The sequence below is a fragment of the Verrucosispora sp. WMMD1129 genome (genome assembly GCF_029581255.1).
Classification (GTDB): domain Bacteria; phylum Actinomycetota; class Actinomycetes; order Mycobacteriales; family Micromonosporaceae; genus Micromonospora; species Micromonospora sediminimaris.
Genome location: NZ_CP120741.1, coordinates 4,834,272 through 4,853,533, shown reverse-complemented (window position 1 = coordinate 4,853,533; position 19,262 = coordinate 4,834,272). Strand labels below are relative to the sequence as shown.

General features: G+C 71.4%; 17 protein-coding genes and 4 pseudogenes. 4 read left to right on the top strand and 17 right to left on the bottom strand.

From position 1 onward, the window contains the following. Nucleotides 1-88 precede the first annotated feature (88 nt). Both O7624_RS22630 and O7624_RS22625 read left to right on the top strand, forming a co-directional pair. On the top strand, nt 89-1,792 hold the full coding sequence (locus O7624_RS22630; RefSeq protein WP_282237167.1) for a PHP domain-containing protein: 1,704 nt from the start codon (nt 89-91) through the stop codon (nt 1,790-1,792). After that, entirely contained in the window at nt 1,789-2,295 is a 507-nt protein-coding gene (locus O7624_RS22625; protein ID WP_282237166.1) for a hypothetical protein, read from the top strand. Before O7624_RS22630 ends, O7624_RS22625 begins: the two co-directional genes overlap by 4 nt. 95 nt (nt 2,296-2,390) lie before the next feature. On the opposite strand, the gene O7624_RS22620 is transcribed toward O7624_RS22625, so the two are convergent. After that, on the bottom strand, nt 2,391-2,618 hold the full coding sequence (locus tag O7624_RS22620) for a hypothetical protein (protein ID WP_093407484.1): 228 nt from the start codon (nt 2,616-2,618) through the stop codon (nt 2,391-2,393). A 402-nt stretch (nt 2,619-3,020) separates the two neighbouring features. Here O7624_RS22620 and gndA point away from each other — a divergent pair, with 402 nt between their 5' ends. Beyond that, nucleotides 3,021-4,466, top strand: coding sequence for an NADP-dependent phosphogluconate dehydrogenase (gene gndA / locus O7624_RS22615; protein WP_282237165.1), 1,446 nt, complete (start codon nt 3,021-3,023; stop codon nt 4,464-4,466). A 114-nt stretch (nt 4,467-4,580) separates the two neighbouring features. Here gndA and O7624_RS22610 read toward each other — a convergent pair whose 3' ends face one another. The 3 genes and pseudogenes from O7624_RS22610 to recO form a co-directional block, all read right to left on the bottom strand. Next, nucleotides 4,581-4,766, bottom strand: a complete 186-nt coding sequence (locus tag O7624_RS22610; protein ID WP_093407489.1) for a hypothetical protein — start codon at nt 4,764-4,766, stop codon at nt 4,581-4,583. Between the two features lie 109 nt (nt 4,767-4,875). Beyond that, entirely contained in the window at nt 4,876-5,676 is an 801-nt protein-coding gene (locus O7624_RS22605; protein ID WP_170863518.1) for an isoprenyl transferase, read from the bottom strand. A 200-nt stretch (nt 5,677-5,876) separates the two neighbouring features. Further along, nucleotides 5,877-6,647, bottom strand: a pseudogene (recO, locus tag O7624_RS22600) (DNA repair protein RecO); the annotation flags it as partial. Between the two features lie 126 nt (nt 6,648-6,773). Here recO and O7624_RS22595 point away from each other — a divergent pair. Further along, nucleotides 6,774-7,637 (top strand): DUF4097 family beta strand repeat-containing protein, encoded by an 864-nt coding sequence (locus O7624_RS22595; protein WP_282237164.1) that lies wholly within the window; start codon nt 6,774-6,776, stop codon nt 7,635-7,637. Here O7624_RS22595 and O7624_RS22590 read toward each other — a convergent pair. The 13 genes and pseudogenes from O7624_RS22590 to hrcA all read right to left on the bottom strand — a co-directional run bounded on the left by O7624_RS22590 (nt 7,624) and on the right by hrcA (nt 19,126). Further along, nucleotides 7,624-8,751 carry an acyltransferase gene (locus O7624_RS22590; RefSeq protein WP_282237163.1) on the bottom strand — a complete coding sequence of 376 codons (1,128 nt, stop codon included), beginning with the start codon at nt 8,749-8,751 and terminating at the stop codon, nt 7,624-7,626. The two genes, O7624_RS22595 and O7624_RS22590, sit on opposite strands and share 14 nt — an antisense overlap. 175 nt (nt 8,752-8,926) lie before the next feature. Then, entirely contained in the window at nt 8,927-9,814 is an 888-nt protein-coding gene (era, locus tag O7624_RS22585) for a GTPase Era (protein WP_282237162.1), read from the bottom strand. Next, nucleotides 9,811-10,188, bottom strand: a complete 378-nt coding sequence (locus O7624_RS22580; RefSeq protein WP_282237161.1) for a cytidine deaminase — start codon at nt 10,186-10,188, stop codon at nt 9,811-9,813. Before O7624_RS22580 ends, era begins: the two co-directional genes overlap by 4 nt. Beyond that, a complete protein-coding gene (locus O7624_RS22575; RefSeq protein WP_282240720.1) occupies nt 10,181-11,587 on the bottom strand; it encodes a hemolysin family protein in 1,407 nt (468 codons plus the stop codon). Before O7624_RS22575 ends, O7624_RS22580 begins: the two co-directional genes overlap by 8 nt. Further along, nucleotides 11,563-12,036 carry an rRNA maturation RNase YbeY gene (ybeY, locus tag O7624_RS22570; RefSeq protein ID WP_093407506.1) on the bottom strand — a complete coding sequence of 158 codons (474 nt, stop codon included), beginning with the start codon at nt 12,034-12,036 and terminating at the stop codon, nt 11,563-11,565. Before ybeY ends, O7624_RS22575 begins: the two co-directional genes overlap by 25 nt. Nucleotides 12,037-12,051: 15 nt before the next feature. Next, nucleotides 12,052-12,408, bottom strand: a pseudogene (locus tag O7624_RS22565) (PhoH family protein); the annotation flags it as partial. A gap of 261 nt (nt 12,409-12,669) precedes the next feature. Next, nucleotides 12,670-13,221: pseudogene (locus O7624_RS22560) on the bottom strand (LAGLIDADG family homing endonuclease); the annotation flags it as partial. Between the two features lie 258 nt (nt 13,222-13,479). Continuing rightward, nucleotides 13,480-14,175: pseudogene (locus tag O7624_RS22555) on the bottom strand (PhoH family protein); the annotation flags it as partial. 183 nt (nt 14,176-14,358) lie between these two features. Next, nucleotides 14,359-15,747, bottom strand: coding sequence for a serine hydrolase domain-containing protein (locus tag O7624_RS22550; protein WP_282237160.1), 1,389 nt, complete (start codon nt 15,745-15,747; stop codon nt 14,359-14,361). Then, on the bottom strand, nt 15,744-16,103 hold the full coding sequence (locus tag O7624_RS22545) for a histidine triad nucleotide-binding protein (RefSeq protein WP_282237159.1): 360 nt from the start codon (nt 16,101-16,103) through the stop codon (nt 15,744-15,746). The genes O7624_RS22550 and O7624_RS22545 overlap by 4 nt, the downstream gene beginning before the upstream one ends. 45 nt (nt 16,104-16,148) lie before the next feature. Then, nucleotides 16,149-16,883 (bottom strand): 16S rRNA (uracil(1498)-N(3))-methyltransferase, encoded by a 735-nt coding sequence (locus tag O7624_RS22540; protein WP_282237158.1) that lies wholly within the window; start codon nt 16,881-16,883, stop codon nt 16,149-16,151. A gap of 1 nt (nt 16,884) precedes the next feature. Then, nucleotides 16,885-18,030 (bottom strand): molecular chaperone DnaJ, encoded by a 1,146-nt coding sequence (dnaJ, locus tag O7624_RS22535; RefSeq protein WP_282237157.1) that lies wholly within the window; start codon nt 18,028-18,030, stop codon nt 16,885-16,887. 73 nt (nt 18,031-18,103) lie between these two features. After that, complete coding sequence (gene hrcA, locus O7624_RS22530) at nt 18,104-19,126, bottom strand: heat-inducible transcriptional repressor HrcA (protein ID WP_093407521.1); 1,023 nt, start codon at nt 19,124-19,126, stop codon at nt 18,104-18,106. Between the last annotated feature and the right edge of the window lie 136 nt (nt 19,127-19,262).

Here is a 19,262-nt window from a genome sequence, read left to right as displayed (position 1 = left end):
GCATGTTCGCCGCGAAGGTGACACGCCGCGTTCCCCCGCTACGACCAGATTGGCCTGCGACGACTCCTCGATCAATCTGGAGCAGCAGATGGGCCACGGCCACGCGCACCACCACGACCACGACGCCGCCAGCGGTACCGACGTGCCCCCGGCGCTCGACCTGTCCATTCCTGACAGCGACCTGCCGCCGGCCGACCTGAACCGGCGCGGTTTCCTGCGTAACGCCGGCCTGCTCGGTGCCGGCGCGGCCACCACCGTGCTGGCGACCGGCACCCCGGCGGTGGCCGGTGGCCATGACCACGGTCACGGGCCCGGCGGGGACCACGGCAGGACCGGCGGGTTCCACTGGCTCGCGGGCGACCACCACATCCACACGCAGTACAGCTCCGACGCCATGTACCGGGTGATCGACCAGGCCCGGCACGCGCGGGCGTACGGCCTGGACTGGATGGTCGTCACCGACCACGGCAGCGCTACGCACGCGAAGATCGGCGTGGAGAAGGTCAACCCGGACATCGTCGCCGCCCGCTCCCGGCTCAAGGATCTGCTGATCTACCAGGGCTTGGAGTGGAACATCCCGGCCGCCGAGCACGCCACCGTCTTCGTGCACCCCGGACGCAACGAGGTCGCCGTGCTCAAGGAGTTCGAGAACTCCTTCGACGGCAGCGTCCGCAGCGCCGGCGACAACACCCCGGCGAACGAGGCGCTGGCCGTCGCCGGCATCAAGTTCCTCGGCGAGGCGGTCCGTAAGCGCCGCGTCGAGGGTGCGCTCTTCCTGGCCAACCACCCGGCCCGTCGGGGCATCGACTCCCCGCACGAGATCCGGGCCTGGCGCGACGCCGACCCGAGCGTCGCCATCGGGATGGAGGGTGCCCCGGGCCACCAGGCCGCCGGCCTGCCCCGGGACAGTGGCGGCCGGGCCCGCGGCTACTACGACAACAACCCGTCGGCCAACTCGTTCCCCGGCTACCCGCTGGAGAGCTACCGCACCTGGGGTGGGTTCGACTGGATGACCTCGACGGTCGGCGGGCTCTGGGACAGCCTGCTCGCCGAGGGTCGGGCCTGGTGGATCAGCGCCAACTCCGACTCGCACGTCAACTACCTGGACACCTCGCAGCGGGGCCCGGGCAGCGACTTCAACCTCAACGGCAGGTACAACGACCCGGTCCACGGACCGGTGATCACGGACGCCGGTGACTACTGGCCGGGGCAGTACAGCCGCACCCATGTCGGGGCGAGCAGCTTCAACTACCGGGCGGTCATGGACGGTCTGCGCGCCGGCCGGGTCTGGGTCGACCACGGCGGTTTGATCAAGGGGCTGGACGTCCGCGCCCGCGTCGCCGGTGACCGGCGGGCCAACTCCGGCACGCCGCTCGGCGGGGTGCTGCGGGTCCGGCGTGGCACCGCCGTCGAGGTGACCATCGACATCGACCTCGCCGACATCCCGAACTGGTCGCAGTTCGTGCCCGTGCTCGCCCGCGTCGACGTGATCGCCGGCCGGGTGACCGGCCCGGTCGCCGACCAGGACAGCTTCACCGCCCCGAACACCCGGGTGGTGAAGTCCTTCGAAGTCACCGCCAAGACCGGCCGGGTCTCGTTCAGCTACTCCTTCGGCCGGGTGGATCAGCCGTTCTACCTGCGTATCCGGGGTACCGACGGCAAGCGCAGCCAGCCCGGTCTGATGGGCGCGGGGGTCGACCCGTTCGGTCCCGCGTTGGACGTCGCCGGTGCCGCCAACCCGTGGGAGGACCTGTGGTTCTACGCCAACCCGATCTGGGTCCTGCCGAAGTGATCGTCGGCCTCAGCCTGGGGCACCGCACCCTGCTTGAGGCCGACCACTGGCTCACCAAGCAGGTGACAGGGCTCGGGCCGGATCTGGTCGCCTGCACCCACCTGGTCGCCGGGCCGTACCCGCATGTGGCGCTCAGTGTGGCCGGCACGGCGACCGAGCGGCTCGCGGAGCTGGCGGTCACCCCACCCGAGCTACGAACCGCAGCGGCCCGGGCAGCCGGTGAGCACGCCGCCCGCCGCTCCGGGCGCGCGGTGCACTACCCGGGGGCGGACCGGATGGTCGGCACCCTCACCGTCGCCGAACTGCTCGCCGCCGGGGCGATCGAGCGGGTGGTGGCGCTGGGTGGGACGCCGGTGGCCCCGGACGCGCCGGTACACACCAGGGACTTCGTCCGGCCACAGTGGCAGGACGGCGAGCTGGTCCTGGTCACCATGCCGCACCACGCGGGCGGCCTGGCCCCGTTCGAGGTGCCCGACCCGACGCCCTGCTGCGCCGACCACTGAGGTGATCCTCCGACCGTCGCCCCCGGCACCGGCGCGACGGGCGAGGTCAGGGGGCCGGGAGCGCGTGCCGTCACGCACCCGGCCCCCGTGGACCGTCAGCTACGCCGGAAGGCGTAGCGGCGGACCTGGCCGGTCCGCTGGCCACGTCCGACACCGGAGGTGCCGGTGGCCGGTGGCCCCGCCTTGGGGGCGGCCGGCCGCCCGGCCGGCAGGGTGGGCACCGGAGCGATCGCGACGTCGTCCAGGTTCGCGGGTGTGACGGCGGCGAGTTCCGCCGAGTGACGGTCGGGACGGGACTTCCGGGAGCTGCGTTTGGCTGGCATCTGTGCCTCCTCGCTCGGCCGGCAACCGGTGGACGGTCGGCCGACCGCGTCGTGAGGACCGCCATCAGGCGGTCGGGGACGGTACGGACTGCTGCCCGGGACCGGCCACGGAGGACGCCACCGCCGACGGCGGGTGGACACACACGCGGACGCCCGGGAGCACACGGGGTCGCGGCACGACAGCGGCGAACCCGGCTCGGAAAGGGGCGTCAGTAGCGCATGCCCGCACGTTATCGCCCCGGCGAGGTGGGCGCAGCCGAATTAACGCCACCGGTCCGCGCGGGGCATCGTGGTGCGTTACGCGACCACCTGATGACCAGCGATGGGGGGACGGCGCGCGCCGAACCGGTACCGCGATACCGTCGCAGCACTACAGGTAGACGGCGGAAGGTGGCGACGAGGATGGCGGATCGGGCTACGGCGCAGATCGGTGTGACGGGGCTGGCGGTGATGGGTCGTAACCTGGCCCGGAACCTGGCCCGCAACGGGTTCACCGTGGCGTTGCACAACCGCTCGCCGGAGCGGACCCGGTCGCTGGTGGCGGAGCACGGCGACGAGGGCACCTTCGTCCCGACGGAGTCCCTGGCGGACTTCGTCGCCGCGCTGGAGCGCCCCCGCGCGGTGATCATCATGGTCAAGGCGGGCGGTCCCACCGACGCGGTGATCGACGAGTTGGTGCCGTTGCTGGAAGCGGGCGACATCATCATCGACTGCGGCAACGCACACTTCGCCGACACCCGACGCCGGGAGGAGGCGCTGCGGGCCAAGGGTCTGCACTTCGTCGGCACCGGTGTCTCCGGCGGCGAGGAAGGAGCGCTGTGGGGGCCGAGCATCATGCCGGGCGGCTCGGCCGAGTCGTACCGCAAGCTCGGACCGATCTTCGAGAAGATCGCCGCGCAGGTCGAGGGCGTGCCCTGCTGCCAGCACGTCGGGCCGGACGGTGCCGGGCACTTCGTCAAGATGGTCCACAACGGCATCGAGTACGCCGACATGCAGCTCATCGCCGAGGCGTACGACCTGCTGCGGGCCGGGCTGGGCGCGGAGCCGGCGGAGATCGCGCAGATCTTCCGGGAGTGGAACTCCGGCGAGCTGGAGTCCTTCCTGATCGAGATCACCGCCGACGTGCTGGCGCACACCGACACCGCCACCGGGCAGGCGTTCGTGGACGTGGTGCAGGACCGGGCCGAGCAGAAGGGCACCGGCCGGTGGACCGTCCAGATCGCTCTCGACCTGGGCATCCCGATCACCGGCATCGCCGAGGCCACCTTCGCCCGGTCGCTGTCCGGGCACGTGGGTCAGCGCGAGGCCGCGCTGCGGGCCTTCCCCGAGGCCGGCGAGAAGTGGCAGGTCAGTGACCGCGAGGCATTCATCGAGGACGTACGGCGGGCGCTGCTGGCCTCGAAGATCGTCGCGTACGCCCAGGGCTTCGACCAGATCCGCGCCGGCAGCGCCGAGTACGACTGGGGCATCGACCTGGGTGGTACGGCGACGATCTGGCGCGGTGGCTGCATCATCCGGGCCCGCTTCCTGGACCGCATCAAGCAGGCGTACGACGAGCAGCCGGAGCTGCCCACCCTGCTGGTCGCGCCGTGGTTCGCCGACACCGTGCGGGACGGCGTGCCGAGCTGGCGTCGGGTGGTGGCCGAGGCGGCCCGGGCCGGCGTACCGGCGCCCGCCTTCGCCTCGTCGCTGGCGTACTTCGACGCGCTGCGGGCAGACCGGCTGCCGGCCGCACTGATCCAGGGGCTGCGCGACAACTTCGGCGCGCACACCTACCGCCGGGTCGACCGGGACGGATCGTTCCACACCCTCTGGGCCACCCCCGACCGCGCCGAGGTCGAGGCCTGACCCGCAGGTCGAGGCCGACACCGATACCCCCCCGACATACGGCATCTCGCGGTATCCCTGCTGAGGGATACCGCGAGATGCCGTATTGCCGAGCTACCGGCCGCGCCGGTCGCGTCAGAAGAAGCGGCGGCGCTTGGCCTGCTGGGGGCGGATCAGGTCGGCGCCCTTGTTGAGCAGCCGAGTGGCCCGGTTGGGGCCACGGCGGGACTCCAGCGTGTGGCTCAGTTTCCGGGCTCCGGCGGCGGCGACCGGTACCGCGATGGCCATCACCGCCCACTGCCCGATGCGCTTGCGGATCATATGGGTTCACCTCCGTCAGTGGCTGCTGTCGGCGGTGATACCCAGTGTTGCCGCCGCGTATGCGCTCAGGTGGCCGGAACCACCGACGCTCACGCCGGAAGGCCGACGCTCAGCCTGCCGGCACCACGGACGCCGAGGTGGTCGGGGCCACCGGGTTGGGCAGCGCGCCACCGAACCGACGATCGCGCTGGGCGTACAACTCGCAGGCGTACCACAGGTGCCGACGGTCGAAGTCCGGCCAGAGCGTGTCCAGGAAGATCAACTCGGCGTACGCGCTCTGCCACAGCAGGAAGTTGGAGGTCCGCTGCTCGCCGGAGGGTCGCAGGAACAGGTCCACCTCGGGCACCTCAGGGTGGTAGAGGTACCGCTGGACCGTCTTCTCGGTGACCTTGGCCGGATCGAGCCGACCGGCGGCCACGTCCCGGGCGATCGCGGCGGCAGCGTCGGCGATCTCCGCCTGCCCGCCGTAGTTCACACAGAACTGCAGGGTCAGCGTCGAGTTGCCGCGGGACATCTCCTCGGCGGTCTGCAACTCGCTGATGACGCTCTTCCACAGCCGCCCGGCCCGACCGGACCACACCACCCGCACCCCGAGGTCGACCAGCTGGTCCCGGCGGCGGCGGATGACGTCCCGGTTGAAGCCCATCAGGAACCGCACCTCATCGGGTGAACGTCGCCAGTTCTCGGTGGAGAAGGCGTACGCCGACAGGTACGGAATGCCCAGCTCGATAGCGCCCTCGACGGTGTCGAAGAGGGAGAACTCCCCCGCCTCGTGGCCCTTGGTGCGGGGCAGACCGCGTTCCTTGGCCCACCGACCGTTGCCGTCCATCACCACGGCGACGTGGCGAGGCACCGCCCCCGGTGGCAGCGCCGGCGGTCGGGCTCCAGACGGATGCGGTGTCGGCGGCACCGGTTCGCGCCGCCCGGCCCTGGACGATCGGATCACTCGGTTCTCTCCCTACTCACGTCCGGTGACGCCCGGTCGGGCGGCAGCGCTGCGCCGGCCGGGGCCACGGTGCCGGCGTCGCCGGTCGAGGCCATGGTGCCGGCGTCGCCGGTCGAGGCCATGGTGCCGGCCTCGCCGGTCGGCCGCCGTGCGCCGGGCGCCGACGGCATCCCACCCCGGTCGACCAGCGGCAGCGAGCGTAGCGCGCGTTCCAGGTGCCACTGCAGGTGCGCCGCGACCAGGCCGCTGCATTCCCGGCGTACCCCATTCTCGGTGGCGTCGGCTATCCGCCAGTCACCGACGGTGAGCGCCGACATCAGGTCGATGGTGGCCGGGGCCGGGTGGGCGGCCCCCGGTGGCCGGCAGTCCGGACAGACCGCGCCCCCGGCCGGCACCGAGAACGCCCGGTGCCGGCCCGGCGTGCCGCAGACCGCGCAGGCGGTCAACGCCGGCGCCCAGCCCGCCAACGCCATCCCGCGCAGCAGATACGCGTCGAGCACCAGCGTGGTGGCATGCCCGCCGTCGGCGAGGGCGCGCAGCGCGCCCAGGGTGAGCTGGAACAGCCGCAACGACGGTTCCCGCTCGACCGGGGTGAGCCGCTCGGCAGTCTCGGCGATCGCGCTGGCGGCGGTGTAGCGGGGATAGTCACCGAGAAACCGCTTGCCGTAGAGATCGATCCCCTCGACCTGGCTGACGCTGTGCAGCGAACTGCCGTGCTCCCCCTTGGGGTCGCCGGCCAGCTGCACATCGACGTGACCGAAGGGCTCCAGCCGGGCACCGAACTTCGACATGGTCCGGCGTACCCCCCGGGCGACCGCGCGGAGCCGGCCGTGCCGCCGGGTGAGCAGGGTGATGATCCGGTCGGACTCGCCGAGTTTCTGCACACGCAGCACCACCGCGTCGTCGCGGTAGAGCTGTCGGCGGTATCCGGCCATCGCGCCATTCTCCCCTCCGGCCGGGAATCAGGTCCGACCCCGGGTCGGAATTCAGGGTCCGCTCGGGGTCGCCGTGCCGGCGAACCCGGATGCGCGCCCGGTGGGGCCGGTCGTAGCGTGCTCGGCATGGCTTCGTACCGGACCAGCACCGTCTCCCGGCCCACCGCCGCAGATCAGCCCGTCGTCGCGCGCCGAACCACCGCGCCGCGAGCGAGCACCGTGCGTCGGACCGGCATGGCGGTCGCCGCGACCGCCGCCCTCATCGTCCTGGTCGGGTGTGACAACCTGTCGTACCGGCAGCTGGACTTCGACACCACCGAGTCCGCCCGGATCACCGCGATCCAGGTGCTGCCCGGTTCCGGCGATGTGGTGGTCCGGGCCGACGGCGGAGCGGACGGGGTACGCGTCAAGCGCGTGGTGCGCTACCAGGGCAACCAGCCGGACGCGACGTACGAGATCAAGGGCACGGAACTGGTGCTGGACACCTCCTGCGGCAGCCGGTGCACCGTCTCCTACGAGGTGACGGTCGACGCGGGGGTGGGCGTACGCGGCGAGACCGGCTCCGGGGACGTCGATCTCAGCCGCGTCGGCCGGGTGGACCTCAAGGTCGGCTCCGGCAACGTGCGGGTCGCCGCGGCGACCGACACGGTGCGGGTGGAGACCGGCTCGGGCGACATCGAGGTGTACGACATCGCCAAGCCTGTCGTGCTGCGGGCCTCCTCCGGGAACGTGACGGGAAGTCGGCTCGGCGGCGAGGTGGACGCGGAAACCAAGTCCGGCGACGTCACCCTCGACTTGGACAAGCCCGTCTCCGCGCGGGCGCACGCGTCGAGCGGCAACGTCACGCTGACCGTGCCCGGCGGGGCGTACCAGATCCGGCCGAGGGCCGACTCCGGCGAGATCGACCTGGGTGTCCCGGATGATCCCTCCGCCGCGTCCGTGCTCGACCTGCGTACCGGCAGCGGCGACATCACCGTCACCTCGCGATGACCCCACCGCCCCGGCCACGCTGTTCCGGGACCGGTGCCACCGGCCCGGCACCCGGCTCGTGATCCTCGCCGGTGCGCGACTCCGCGTGCAGGCGGGTGGGGCGCGCCGCCGGACGGCGGCCACCGGGGACCAGCTCGGGCGGACGCTGCGCCGCCACATCCTCGACCCAGCCCACCATCGCGGTCACCAGGGCCACCAGCAGGAAGACCAGGACCACCCGGATCGCCAACCCCAGCAGGTCCTGATGCGACCAGCCGACCACGTCGACGAGCGGGGTGAGTGCGACCACGAACGCCATGTGCCACAGGTAGACCGTCAACGCCCGCCGGTTCAGCACGGTGACCGCCCGGCCTACCAGCGCGCTCCGGTCCACCCAGGCGACGGTCGCCGGTGCCCGGCCCAGGGCCACCAGGATGAACGCGGCCGACCAGAGTGCGTTGCCGAGCGGAATGTCGTTGAGGTCGTAGCCGCGCGGACCCTGGTGGGTCAGGATCCAGGCGCCGCCCACCGCCGCCAGCGCCAGCGCGGTCGGCACCAGAATCCAGGCGCTCAGGCGGCGCAGCATCCCGCTCTGGTGGGCGAAACCCAGCAGCCACGCCCCGAAGTAGAGCCCGAAATGGCGCAGCACGACCGGCGGGTTCTGGTAGATGCCCAACTCGATGACGAGCAGCAGGCAGTACGGGGCAAGCAGGGTGGGTAACGGGAACCGGCGGAACAGCCACAGCGCGACCGGGGATGCGAGCACGAACCACAGGTAGTCACGCAGGTACCAGATCGGGCTCAGCGCCAGCGCACCCCAGTAGTTCGCCGGTGGGTCGGCCACCGGGAAGAGCCAGAGCAGCACCGCCGGGGTGAGCGGCAGCCCGGTGAGCAGCATCGCCGGCACGAAGATCACGGCGACCACCCACAGCGACGGCAGCAGCCGTCGCAGTCGCCGACCCACCGCCATCGGCCCGGACCGCAGTAGGGACGCGGCCATCAGCGAACCGGCCAGCGCGAACATCACCGACATGGCCGGGAACAACAGCGTAAGCGATCCCCAGCCGGTGACGTGGTACACGACCACCCGCACGATGGCCAAGGCGCGCAGCAGGTCCAGGTATCTGTTTCGCATCAGCCTGCATCTGTGTCGGGGGGGGTGCGGAGGCTCTTGCGTCCCCTACCCTCCGCTGCCCGCCGACGAACCGGTCAGCGACCCACTGCGTTAGTGAAACTTCCCATATGCCTGACCGGCCCCGATCAGACGGTCCGGTGCCGGTCGCCCTATTTCACCGGCCCGCCGGATCGGCTCAGAACCCGAGCTTGCGCAACTGCTTGGGGTCGCGCTGCCAGTCTTTGGCCACCCGTACGTGCAGATCGAGGTAGACCTTCGTGCCCAGCAACTCCTCGATCTGCCGCCGCGCGGCGGTGCCGACGCCCTTGAGCCGAGCGCCCCGATGCCCGATGACGATCGCCTTCTGGCTGGGCCGCTCCACATACACGTCGGCATAGATCTTCGTCAGTCGGCCCTCCGGAATCATCTCCTCCACCACCACGGCGATGGAGTGCGGCAACTCGTCACGCACACCCTCCAGCGCAGCCTCCCGGATCAGCTCCGCCACCAGCACCTGCTCCGGGTCGTCGGTGAGCATGTCGTCCGGGTACAGCTGCGGCGACTCGGGGAGATAGCGCGTCATCACCTCGACCAGGGTGTCCACCTGGTGCCCGGAAACCGCGCTGACCGGCACCACCTCCGCGAAATCCCCCAGCTCACTGACGGCGAGCAACTGCTCGGCCAGCCGCTTGCGATCGACCAGGTCGGTCTTGGTGACCACCGCCAGCACGGTCGCCTTCAGCTCGGCCAACTCCCCGGTGATGAACCGGTCGCCACGGCCGATCGGCTCGTCGGCCGGGATGCAGAGACCGATCACGTCGACCTCGCTCCAGGTCTGCCGCACCAGATCGTTGAGCCGCTCACCCAACAGGGTGCGGGGACGATGCAGTCCCGGAGTGTCGACCAGCACCAGCTGCGACTCCGGCCGGTGCAGCACCGCCCGGATGACGTGCCGGGTGGTCTGCGGCTTGTTCGACGTGATCGCGATCTTCTGCCCGACGATGGCATTGGTCAACGTGGACTTGCCGGCGTTCGGCCGCCCGACGAAACACGCGAAACCCGCCCGATAGGAAGGCTCGCTCATTCGGTCACCGTGCCGAGCACCGTGCCATCTGGCCCGGCCACGTGCACCGGCGCGTCGGCGGCCAGGTCACGCACGGCCGCGTAGCCGGCGCCGTCCAGTGTGGACGCCTCGGTCACCACCACCGCGGCCTCCAACCGGGTGGCACCCGCCGCAGCCGCCGAGGCGACCGCCAGTTGCAGTGCGGTGATGGTCAGCGAGGGCAGCGACACGCTGGCCGCCGCGTACGTCCGACCATCCTGATCCCGGACCGCGGCACCCTCCACGGCACCCACCCGGCCTCGGGCACCACGGGCGAGGATGACCAGCTTGCCGTCCTCGGCGCTCAATTCGGAGCCGGTGGACCGGACGGCCGGTACGGCGGGTGACTCAGGCATCGGCGGGCTGCCTCTCCTCGGATTGGTCGGTGTCGGAACGGGACGCGGTCGGCGGAGCGCCCGGAGCGTCCTTCGTGTCGGTCGGCTCCACCCGGCGCACCAGCACCGTGTCGATCCGGTTGCGTCGACCGGTGGTGCCCTCGGCGACCAGCCGCAGGCCAGCCACCTCGACCCGCGCGCCCGGAATCGGCACCCGACCCAAGGCCTGGGCGAGCAGACCCCCAACGGTCTCCACCTCGTCGTGCGGCAGCTCGGTGTCGAACAGCTCGCCGAGATCCTCGACCGGCAGCCGGGCGGTGACCCGCACCGCACCGTCGGGCAACTGCTCGACCGGGGGGCGCTCGACGTCGTACTCGTCGGTGATCTCTCCGACGATCTCCTCGAGAATGTCCTCGATGGTGACCAGACCGCCGGTGCCACCGTACTCGTCCACCACGATGACCAGGTGGTTGCGGGCGGCCTGCATCTCCGACAGCAGATCGTCCACGGGCTTGGACTCGGGCACGAAGGTCGCCGGCCGCATCAGCTCGGCCACCGGTAGCTGACGGTCCTCGACGGCCCCGCCCTGGGTACGCCGGATCAGGTCCTTGAGATAGAGAATGCCGAGCACGTCGTCGACGCTCTCACCGATCACCGGGATCCTGGAGAAACCGGAGCGCAGGAACAGCGCGAGCGCCTGGGAGAGGTTCTTGCCCGACTCGATCCACACCATCTCGGTACGCGGCACCATCACCTCGCGGGCGATGGTGTCACCGAGGGCGAAGACCGAATGGATCATCTGCCGCTCGCCGTGCTCCACCACGCCCCGTTGCTCGGCGAGGTCGACCAGCTCACGCAGCTCGACCTGAGTGGCGAACGGCCCCTCCCGGAACCCACGGCCCGGGGTGACCGCGTTGCCGATCAGGATCAGCAGGGAGGCCAGCGGGTTGAGCACCCGGCCCAGCCAGCGCACCAGCGGCGCGGCCGAACGGCCCACCGCGTACGCGTGCTGCCGGCCGAGGGTGCGCGGGCCCACGCCGACCACGACGAAACTGACAACGGTCATCGCCCCCGCGGTGACCAGCGCCGCCCGCCAGCCCGCGCCGAAGGTGTCCACCGCCACCAGCGCCACCAGTGTGGTGGCGGTCAGCTCGGCGAGCAGCCGGAGCAACAACAGGAGGTTGAGGTGCCGGACCACGTCACCGGCGACCGTCTGGAGGGTACGGGCGCCTCGGATCCCCTCGCGGGCCAGCTCGGCCGCGCGGGCCGGAGAGACCGCAGCAAGGGCCGCCTCGGTCATCGCGATCAGGCCGGCAAGTACCACCAGCCCGGCAGCGAAAACGAGTAGTTGCAGGTCGGGTAGGCCGGTGGCGGCCGCGGCCAGCGGAGTGTCCATCACCGGGAGCGGGCCGACCGCCAGCTCGCCAGCAACCGGGCCTGGAGCCCGAACATCTCCCGCTCCTCCTCCGGCTCCGCGTGGTCGTAACCGAGCAGGTGCAGGACACCGTGCACGGTGAGCAGGTGCAACTCGTCGGCGGTGCTGTGCCCGGCGGTGGCCGCCTGCTTCGCCGCCACCTCCGGGCAGAGCACGATGTCGCCGAGCAGTGCGGGCTCACCACCGGCGGCGGCGGTCTCACCCGGCCCGTGGTCGACGCTGCCCTCGTCCATGGGAAAGGCCAGCACGTCGGTCGGGCCGTCGCCGCCCATCCACCGATGGTTCAGCTCGGTCATGTAGTCGACGTCCACCAACAACACGGAAAGCTCGGCGAGCGGATTGACTCCCATCTCGTCGAGCGCGTGCCGGGCGACGGCGAGCACGGCGTCGGTGTCGACCTCGGCACCGGACTCGTTGGCGATCTCGATGGACAACTGTCTTCCCTCGGTCTAGCGGCGCCGGCCGCCGCGGTTGCCCTGAGCGCTGCGCCCGGACACCGCGTGCACGCCCTGCGCCTGCTGGTTCTCGGCGTCCCACCGCGCGTACGCGTCGACGATCTCCCCGACCAGCCGGTGACGTACCACGTCGGCGCTGGACAGCTGCGCGAAGTGCACGTCCTCGACCCCGGCCAGGATGTCCCGGACGACCCGCAGCCCGCTCGTCGTCCCACCGGGCAGGTCGACCTGCGTGACGTCGCCGGTGACCACGATCTTGGAGCCGAAGCCGAGCCGGGTGAGGAACATCTTCATCTGCTCGGGCGTGGTGTTCTGCGCCTCGTCGAGAATGATGAACGCGTCGTTGAGCGTGTTGTGCGTGACCAGGAAGTCATCGGTGACATACAGCGAATCCTCCGCCGCCACCTGAATGCACATCGTCTCCTGGACACCGGCGGGGACGATCGAGTCGATGAAGCGCATCGGCCGGCCGCCACCGCACTCCTCGTACCGCTGGCGCTTACGCGCCAACCGGAACGGCGCTACGCCCTCCGGCAAGCGGATCTCCACGACATAGGCGTCCGACCGGTAGCCGACCGGACGACCGTTCGCCAGGCCAGGCTTACGACCCTCGGCCACCCGAACGCGCCACGTCGCCACGCCACCGAGTGACTGGACCAGGTGGACGACGTCGTCGCGGAGCCGGGGAGAGGTCGTCGAGTACTGCACCCGGCAGGTCCGTCCCGCCTGGACGACCGGCCCGCCGTCGGTGTCCAGCAGCCCCTGCAGGACGGCCAGGCGGACATCGACGCTGTTCTGGAGATAGACGGACGGGACGAACTTGGTGCCCGACTTCGTCCCGGCCAGACCCAGCTCGCGGAGCGCGACCGTCACCGCGTTGGCGACGATCACTCCACCTCGGTGCCCCTTGGTGTGCCGGAGCACATAGTCGTACTCGCTCTTGCGGTGCAGCTCGATGTCGATGAGGTTGTCCTCGATCGCGCGAGCGAGCTCAGGGTCCGCCGTGGTGAACCCCGGCGTCGTGCGGCACGAGATCGACCCGTCACCGAGCAGCAGGCCGAGGACGTACGGATCGAGTGGAACGTCCTGCGGCTCCAACTGCACCGGAGCCACAACCGGCAGTTCGTAACGGCGGAGGTGACCCCGCCGCTCCTGCCCGATCATCTCCTGGGTCTCCAGCGTGCGTCGGCGACCACGCCGCTTGTCCTCGGGGGTGGCGACCGTCCAGAGATGCTCACCGCAACACAGGGTCGAAGCCCCGTCCTGCGTGGTCACCCGGTAGACCTGCTTGGGTCCTTGCGGGTAGATCCCGATCACCGGGGTCGGCATGCCGTTCGAGCCGATCACCAGGTCGCCGACCTGGAGTGAACCGAACCGCTTGAAGCCCTCCGGTGTCAGCACGCGGGCGTCGTACGGCTGCGCCCGGCCCCTCATGTATGCCAGGGGGGCGACCTCGATCGTGCCGGCGGCCATCAGCTTCGGGATGGTCTCCGGGTCGAGCATGTCGTGCAGCGCGTCGTAGAGCGGGCGCAGGTAGGGGTCGATCTTCTCGTTGAGCGTGCCGGGCAGGAAACCGAGCCGCTCCCCCGCCTCGACCGCCGGCCGGGTCAGGATGATCCGGTTGATCTGCTTGGCCTGCAACGACTGCACCGCCTTGGCCATGGCGAGGTAGGTCTTGCCGGTACCCGCCGGGCCGATACCGAAGACGATCGTGTGCCCGTCGATCGCGTCGACGTAGCGCTTCTGTCCCAGTGTCTTGGGACGGATGGTGCGCCCGCGCCGGGAGAGGATGTTGAGGGTCAGGACCTCGGCGGGCCGCTCCGTGCCACCCTGTTCGAGCATGCCGACGGTACGCCGGACGGCATCTGTGGTCAGGGTCTCGCCTTTCTCGATGAGTTCGAGCAGCTCGCTGAAGAGCCGCTCGGCGAGGGCGTTGTCGGCGGGAGCGCCGGTGATGGTGATCTCGTTGCCACGCACGTGCACGTCACTGTTCACCGAGCGCTCGACCAGTCGCAGGATCTCGTCGCCCGCGCCGAGCAGGTTGACCATGATCTTCGAGTCGGGGACCGTGATCCTGGTCTGGACCCGGGGCGGGCCGGGAGGTGGGGTGCCGGTCATAGGTCGGGCCCGAGGGCCCTGCGCCACCTGCTCTCGATCTCGGTGCCGGGCCCGTGGCACGGCGTGCGGACGTTGCCCCCATCGTATCGGTTCAACGGCGGGGACACGCTGCCCATTTCCGCCGCTGTGACGCTCCGGCACGACCGGACATAGCAGGGCATTCCACCCCGATGAACCGCCCGGTCAGACGCGGAAGTCGAAACCGTCGAAGGTCTCCTGGCGGCGGGTGAACCGGTAGGTCGCCCAGTGCATCCGGACCACCACGCCGGCGGAGTCCCGGGTCAGCCGGAGCAGCTCGCCGTTCTCCCGGCCGGAGACGGTACGGAACACGTCCGGCTGGTCCGGCACCGGGGCGAAGACCGCCGGTGGCTTCCCCGGCGGGTCAACTGCGCCACGGGCCCGCAGGGCCCCCTCGTGCCACGAGAAGACGTACTCGAAGCCCTCGCCCCACCAGCGGCCGAGCAGTCCGCGCACGTCCGGCGGCGCCGGCTCACCGGGACGCCACGGGTCGATGTCGGCCGGATCGTGCTCGACCGCGGCGGCGAGCAGTCGGTGCGGCAACTCCAGCAGCTCGACGGCGGTGCCGGAGGAGCCCAGCACGGCGGCGCCGAACGCCCCCGGAGTGCCCTCGCCGCCCCGGCGGCCGTACGCCCCGGCGAGGAAGCCCGGCATCGCCCCGTCGTGCCCGACGTGCACCACCCGCTCCCCCTGGGGTACCAGGATCAGACCGAGACCGAAGCCGCCGGCCCAGACCGCCTCGTCGGTGACCGTCACCGGCCAGCGCATCTCGTTCAGGGTGGCCGGGGCGAGCACCCGACCCGCCGCGTCCAACGCCGCCGGGTCGGCCAGGAAGGCGGCCCACCGGGCCATGTCGGTCGCCGTGCTCCACAGCTGCGCGGCGGGGCTCACCGCGCCGAAGTCGGTGGGCGGCTCCGGATGCGCCTCGTCGGAGTACGCGTCGACCAGGAACCCGGTCGCGGCGCGCGGGCCCGGGGTGGTTGTGGTGGCGGTCAGCCCGAGCGGGGTCAGCACCCGCTCGGTCAGCACCTCCGCCCAGGTGCCGCCGCGTACCTGCCCGACCAGGTGGCCGAGCAGCGCCATGCCGAGATTCGAGTAGTGGTAGCGGCGGCCGGTCGGCAGCACCCGCTCGGCCCGGTCCAGCTCGGTGATCAGCTGGTCGGTGTCCGGTGCGCGCAGGGTGTCCCAGACGTCGCCGTACGGTTCGCGTTGCAGGCCGGCGGTGTGCGACAGCAGCCGGCGCACGGTCAGCTCACCGTGCGCCGGCAGGTCGAGGTGCCGCCGCAGCGGGTCGTCGAGGTCGAGCAGCCCGTCGTCGCGGCACTGCATGACCAGCACGGCGGTGAACGTCTTGGTCACCGAGCCGATCCGGAACCGGGTCTGCTCGTCCAGGGCCGTGTCGTTTCCGGTGCCGCCAGCGGTGCACGTCCACAGCGGCCGGTCGGCGCGGTGCACCGCCGCCGAGACCGCCGGCACCCGGGCCTGCGCCTGGACCTGGCGCACCAGCCGGTCCAGGCGACCGGCGGCGGAGGTGCGGCCGGCGGCGGAGGTCATCCGAGACTCCGGGCCAGCATCGGGCCGAGCGGGGCGCCGCCGAGCACGTGGGCGTGCACGTGGAAGACCTCCTGGCCGCCGTACGCCCCGGTGTTGAACATCAGCCGGAACCCGTCGCCGAGCAGGCCCTCGTCCTCGGCCACCGCGGCGGCGGTGGCCAGCATCTCGCCGGCCAGCGCCGGGTCACCCTGGCCGAGCGTGGCCACGTCGGCGTAGTGCTCCTTCGGTACGACCAGCACGTGTACCGGTGCCTTCGGGTCGATGTCGCGGAAGGCGAGCGTGGTGGGCGTCTCGCGGACCACGGTGGCCGGAATCTCTCCGGCGACGATGCGGCAGAACAGACAGTCGCTTCCCATCCGGGCAGTGTAAGGAAGGGTTCCGCGGCGACGTCCGCGCGACGCTCACCAGCGCAGCAGGCGGGTGGCGAGGACCGCCAGGGCGGCCACGCCCGCGGTGGAGGTGCGCAGCACCGAGCTGCCGAGCCGTACCGGTCGGGCGCCGGCTTCCTGGAAGGCCGACAGCTCGTCCGGGGTGATGCCGCCCTCCGGCCCCACCACCAACACGATTTCGCCGTGTTCGGGCAGCTCGACTGTGGTCAGCCGGTCGGTCGCCTCCTCGTGCAGCACGTACCCGGCCGCCGCCCCGGCGATCCGGCGCGTCACCGATGCGGTGCTCTCGTCCGGCGCTCCCGCCACCACCGGCAGCCACGCCCGCCGGGCCTGCTTCGTCGCTTCCCGGGCGGTAGCGACCCACCGGCTGCGGGCCCGTACGCCCCGGTCGCCGCGCCACTGCACCACCGAGCGCCCCGCCGCCCAGGGGACCAGCTCGTCCACGCCCGCCTCGGTCATCGCCTGCACGGCCAGCTCGCCCCGGTCGCCCTTGGCGATGCCCTGGACCACCACCAGCCGCGGGTTCGCCGCGTCGACGTACCCCCGGTCGGTCACGTCGAGATCGAGGGTGCCCCGGCCGACGGCGGTGACCATGGCGGTGGCCGTGCCGCCCCGCCCGTCGGCGAGCAGCACCTGCTCGCCGACGCGCAGCCGTTGCACGGTGGCGGCGTGGTGGCCCTCGGGCCCGTCCAGCACCATCGAGGCGGCGGTCGGCAGCGACTCGACGAGGAACAGCGGGGCGGACACGTCAGGCGTGGCCGTTGAAGGCGTCGCGCATGCGGGAGAAGAAGCCACCCTGCTTGGTCAGCTCGGCGACCTCTTCGCCGCGGGTCTTGGCGAAGTCGCGCAGCATCCGTTCCTGGTCGGCGTCGAGCTTGGTCGGGGTGCGCACGTCGAGGTGGACGTAGAGGTCACCCCGGCCGGCGCCGCGCAGGTGCGGTACGCCTCGGGCCCGCAGCCGCAGGGTGCTGCCCGGCTGGGTACCCGGCTTGACGTCGACCGGTTCCTCGCTGTCGAGCGTCTTGATGGTCAGCCGGGTGCCGAGTGCGGCGGCGGTCATCGGCACGGTGACCCGGCAGTGCAGGTCGTCGCCCTTGCGGGAGAAGACGTCGTGTGGCCGTTCGTGGATCTCCACGTAGAGGTCCCCGGCGGTGCCGCCGCCCGGGCCGACCTCGCCCTGCTGGGCGAGGCGGATCCGCATGCCGTCCTCCACCCCGGCGGGGATCTTGACGGTCAGCGATCGGCGGGTGCGTACCCGGCCGTCGCCGGCGCAGGTCGGGCAGGGGCTCGGGATGGTGGTGCCGTAGCCCTGGCAGACCGTGCACGGGCGAGCGGAGACCACCTGCCCGAGGAAGGTGCGCTGCACCGACTGCACCTCGCCCCGGCCACCGCACGCCTCGCAGGTGGCCAGGTGGGTGCCGGCGGCGGTGCCGGCACCGGAGCAGGTGGTGCAGAGTACTGCGGTGTCGACGGTGATCGGCGCCTCGACGCCGAAGGCGGTCTCCTGGAGGTCCAGCTCCAGTCGCAGGATCGCGTCGGCGCCGGGGCGGGTACGCGGACGCGGGCCCCGCCCGGCGCCCGTGGCGCCCCCGAAGAACGCGTCCATGATGTCCTGGAAGCCGACGAAGGGGCCGGCCCCGCCGGGGCCACCCGGACCGCCGGGCCCGCCTCCACCGGGTGCCAGCGGGTCACCGCCCAGGTCGACGATCTGCCGTTTCCGATCGTCCGAGAGGACCTCGTACGCGGCGTTGATGTCCTTGAACTTCTCCTGTGCCTCCGGATCCGGATTCACGTCCGGATGGAATTGGCGCGCCAGCTTGCGGTAGGCGCGCTTGATCTCGTCATCGGAGGCACCCTTGCTCACGCCGAGAATGCCGTAGTAGTCCCTGGCCACTGCGTTCCGTGTCCTCGTGTTCGTCTCGAGTTACGCCGTTCGGCGGCGGCAGCCTGCCGTCGGCCCTGACTTGTCAGTTCTGGGCCAGCAGCTCGCCCACGTAGCGTGCCACGGCCCTCACCGTGGCGATGGTTCCGGGGTAGTCCATCCGGGTCGGTCCCAGCACGCCCATCCCCCCGACGATGGTCGCGCCCGGGCCGTACCCGGTGCTGACCACGGAGGCCGCCCGTAGGTTGTCGATCTCGTTCTCGTCGCCGATGCGCACCCGCAGGGTGCTCGGTTCCACCTCGCCGATGAGCTTGAGCAGCACGACCTCCTCCTCAAGAGCTTCGAGGATCGGACGCAACGAGCCCTGGAAGTCGAGCAGACCGCCCCGGGCGAGGTTGGCGGTGCCGGCCAGGGCGAGCCGCTCCTCGTGCCGTTCGACGAGCGTCTCCAACAGCACCGTGGACAGGGTGGTCATCGCCGGGCGCAGGTGCGGCACGGAGTCGTCGATGAGGGCCTGCACCAGCGGCGGGGTCTCCGACAGGCGGACACCTACGAGCTTCTCGTTGACCAGCCGGCGCAGGTCCAGTACGTCGTCGGCGAGGACCGGTGCGGGCAGCTCGACCAGCCGTTGCTCGACCCGACCGGTGTCGGCGATCATCACCAGCATCAGCCGGGTGGTGGAGATCGGCACCAGTTCCAGGTGACGCACCCGGGACCGGGCCAGGCTCGGGTACTGCACGACGGCGACCTGCCGGGTCAGCTGTGCCAGCAGCCGCACCGTGCGGTGCACCACATCGTCGAGATCGACGGCGCCGGCCAGGAAGCGCTCGATCGCTCGGCGCTCGGCCGGGCTTAGCGGCTTGACCCGGCTCAACCGATCCACGAAGAGTCGGTAGCCACGGTCGGTGGGCACCCGCCCCGCGCTGGTGTGCGGCTGACGGATGTAGCCCTCTTCCTCCAGCACGGCCATGTCGTTCCGGACGGTGGCCGGCGAGACACCAAGTTGGTGCCGCTCGACCAGCGACTTGCTGCCGACCGGCTCCTGGGTGGCGACGTAGTCCTCGACGATCGCCCGGAGCACGGCGAGCTTCCGGTCGTCCAGACCCATCCTTGCCACCTCCTGTCGCAGGTCAGCCCGCAGCGTCACGGCCACCAGAGGAACACTCTGGCACTCGACTGTAGCGAGTGCCAGTCTACGTCGGCGTCCCCCTCGACGCGATGATCAAGTCGGCCCGCTCGTCATC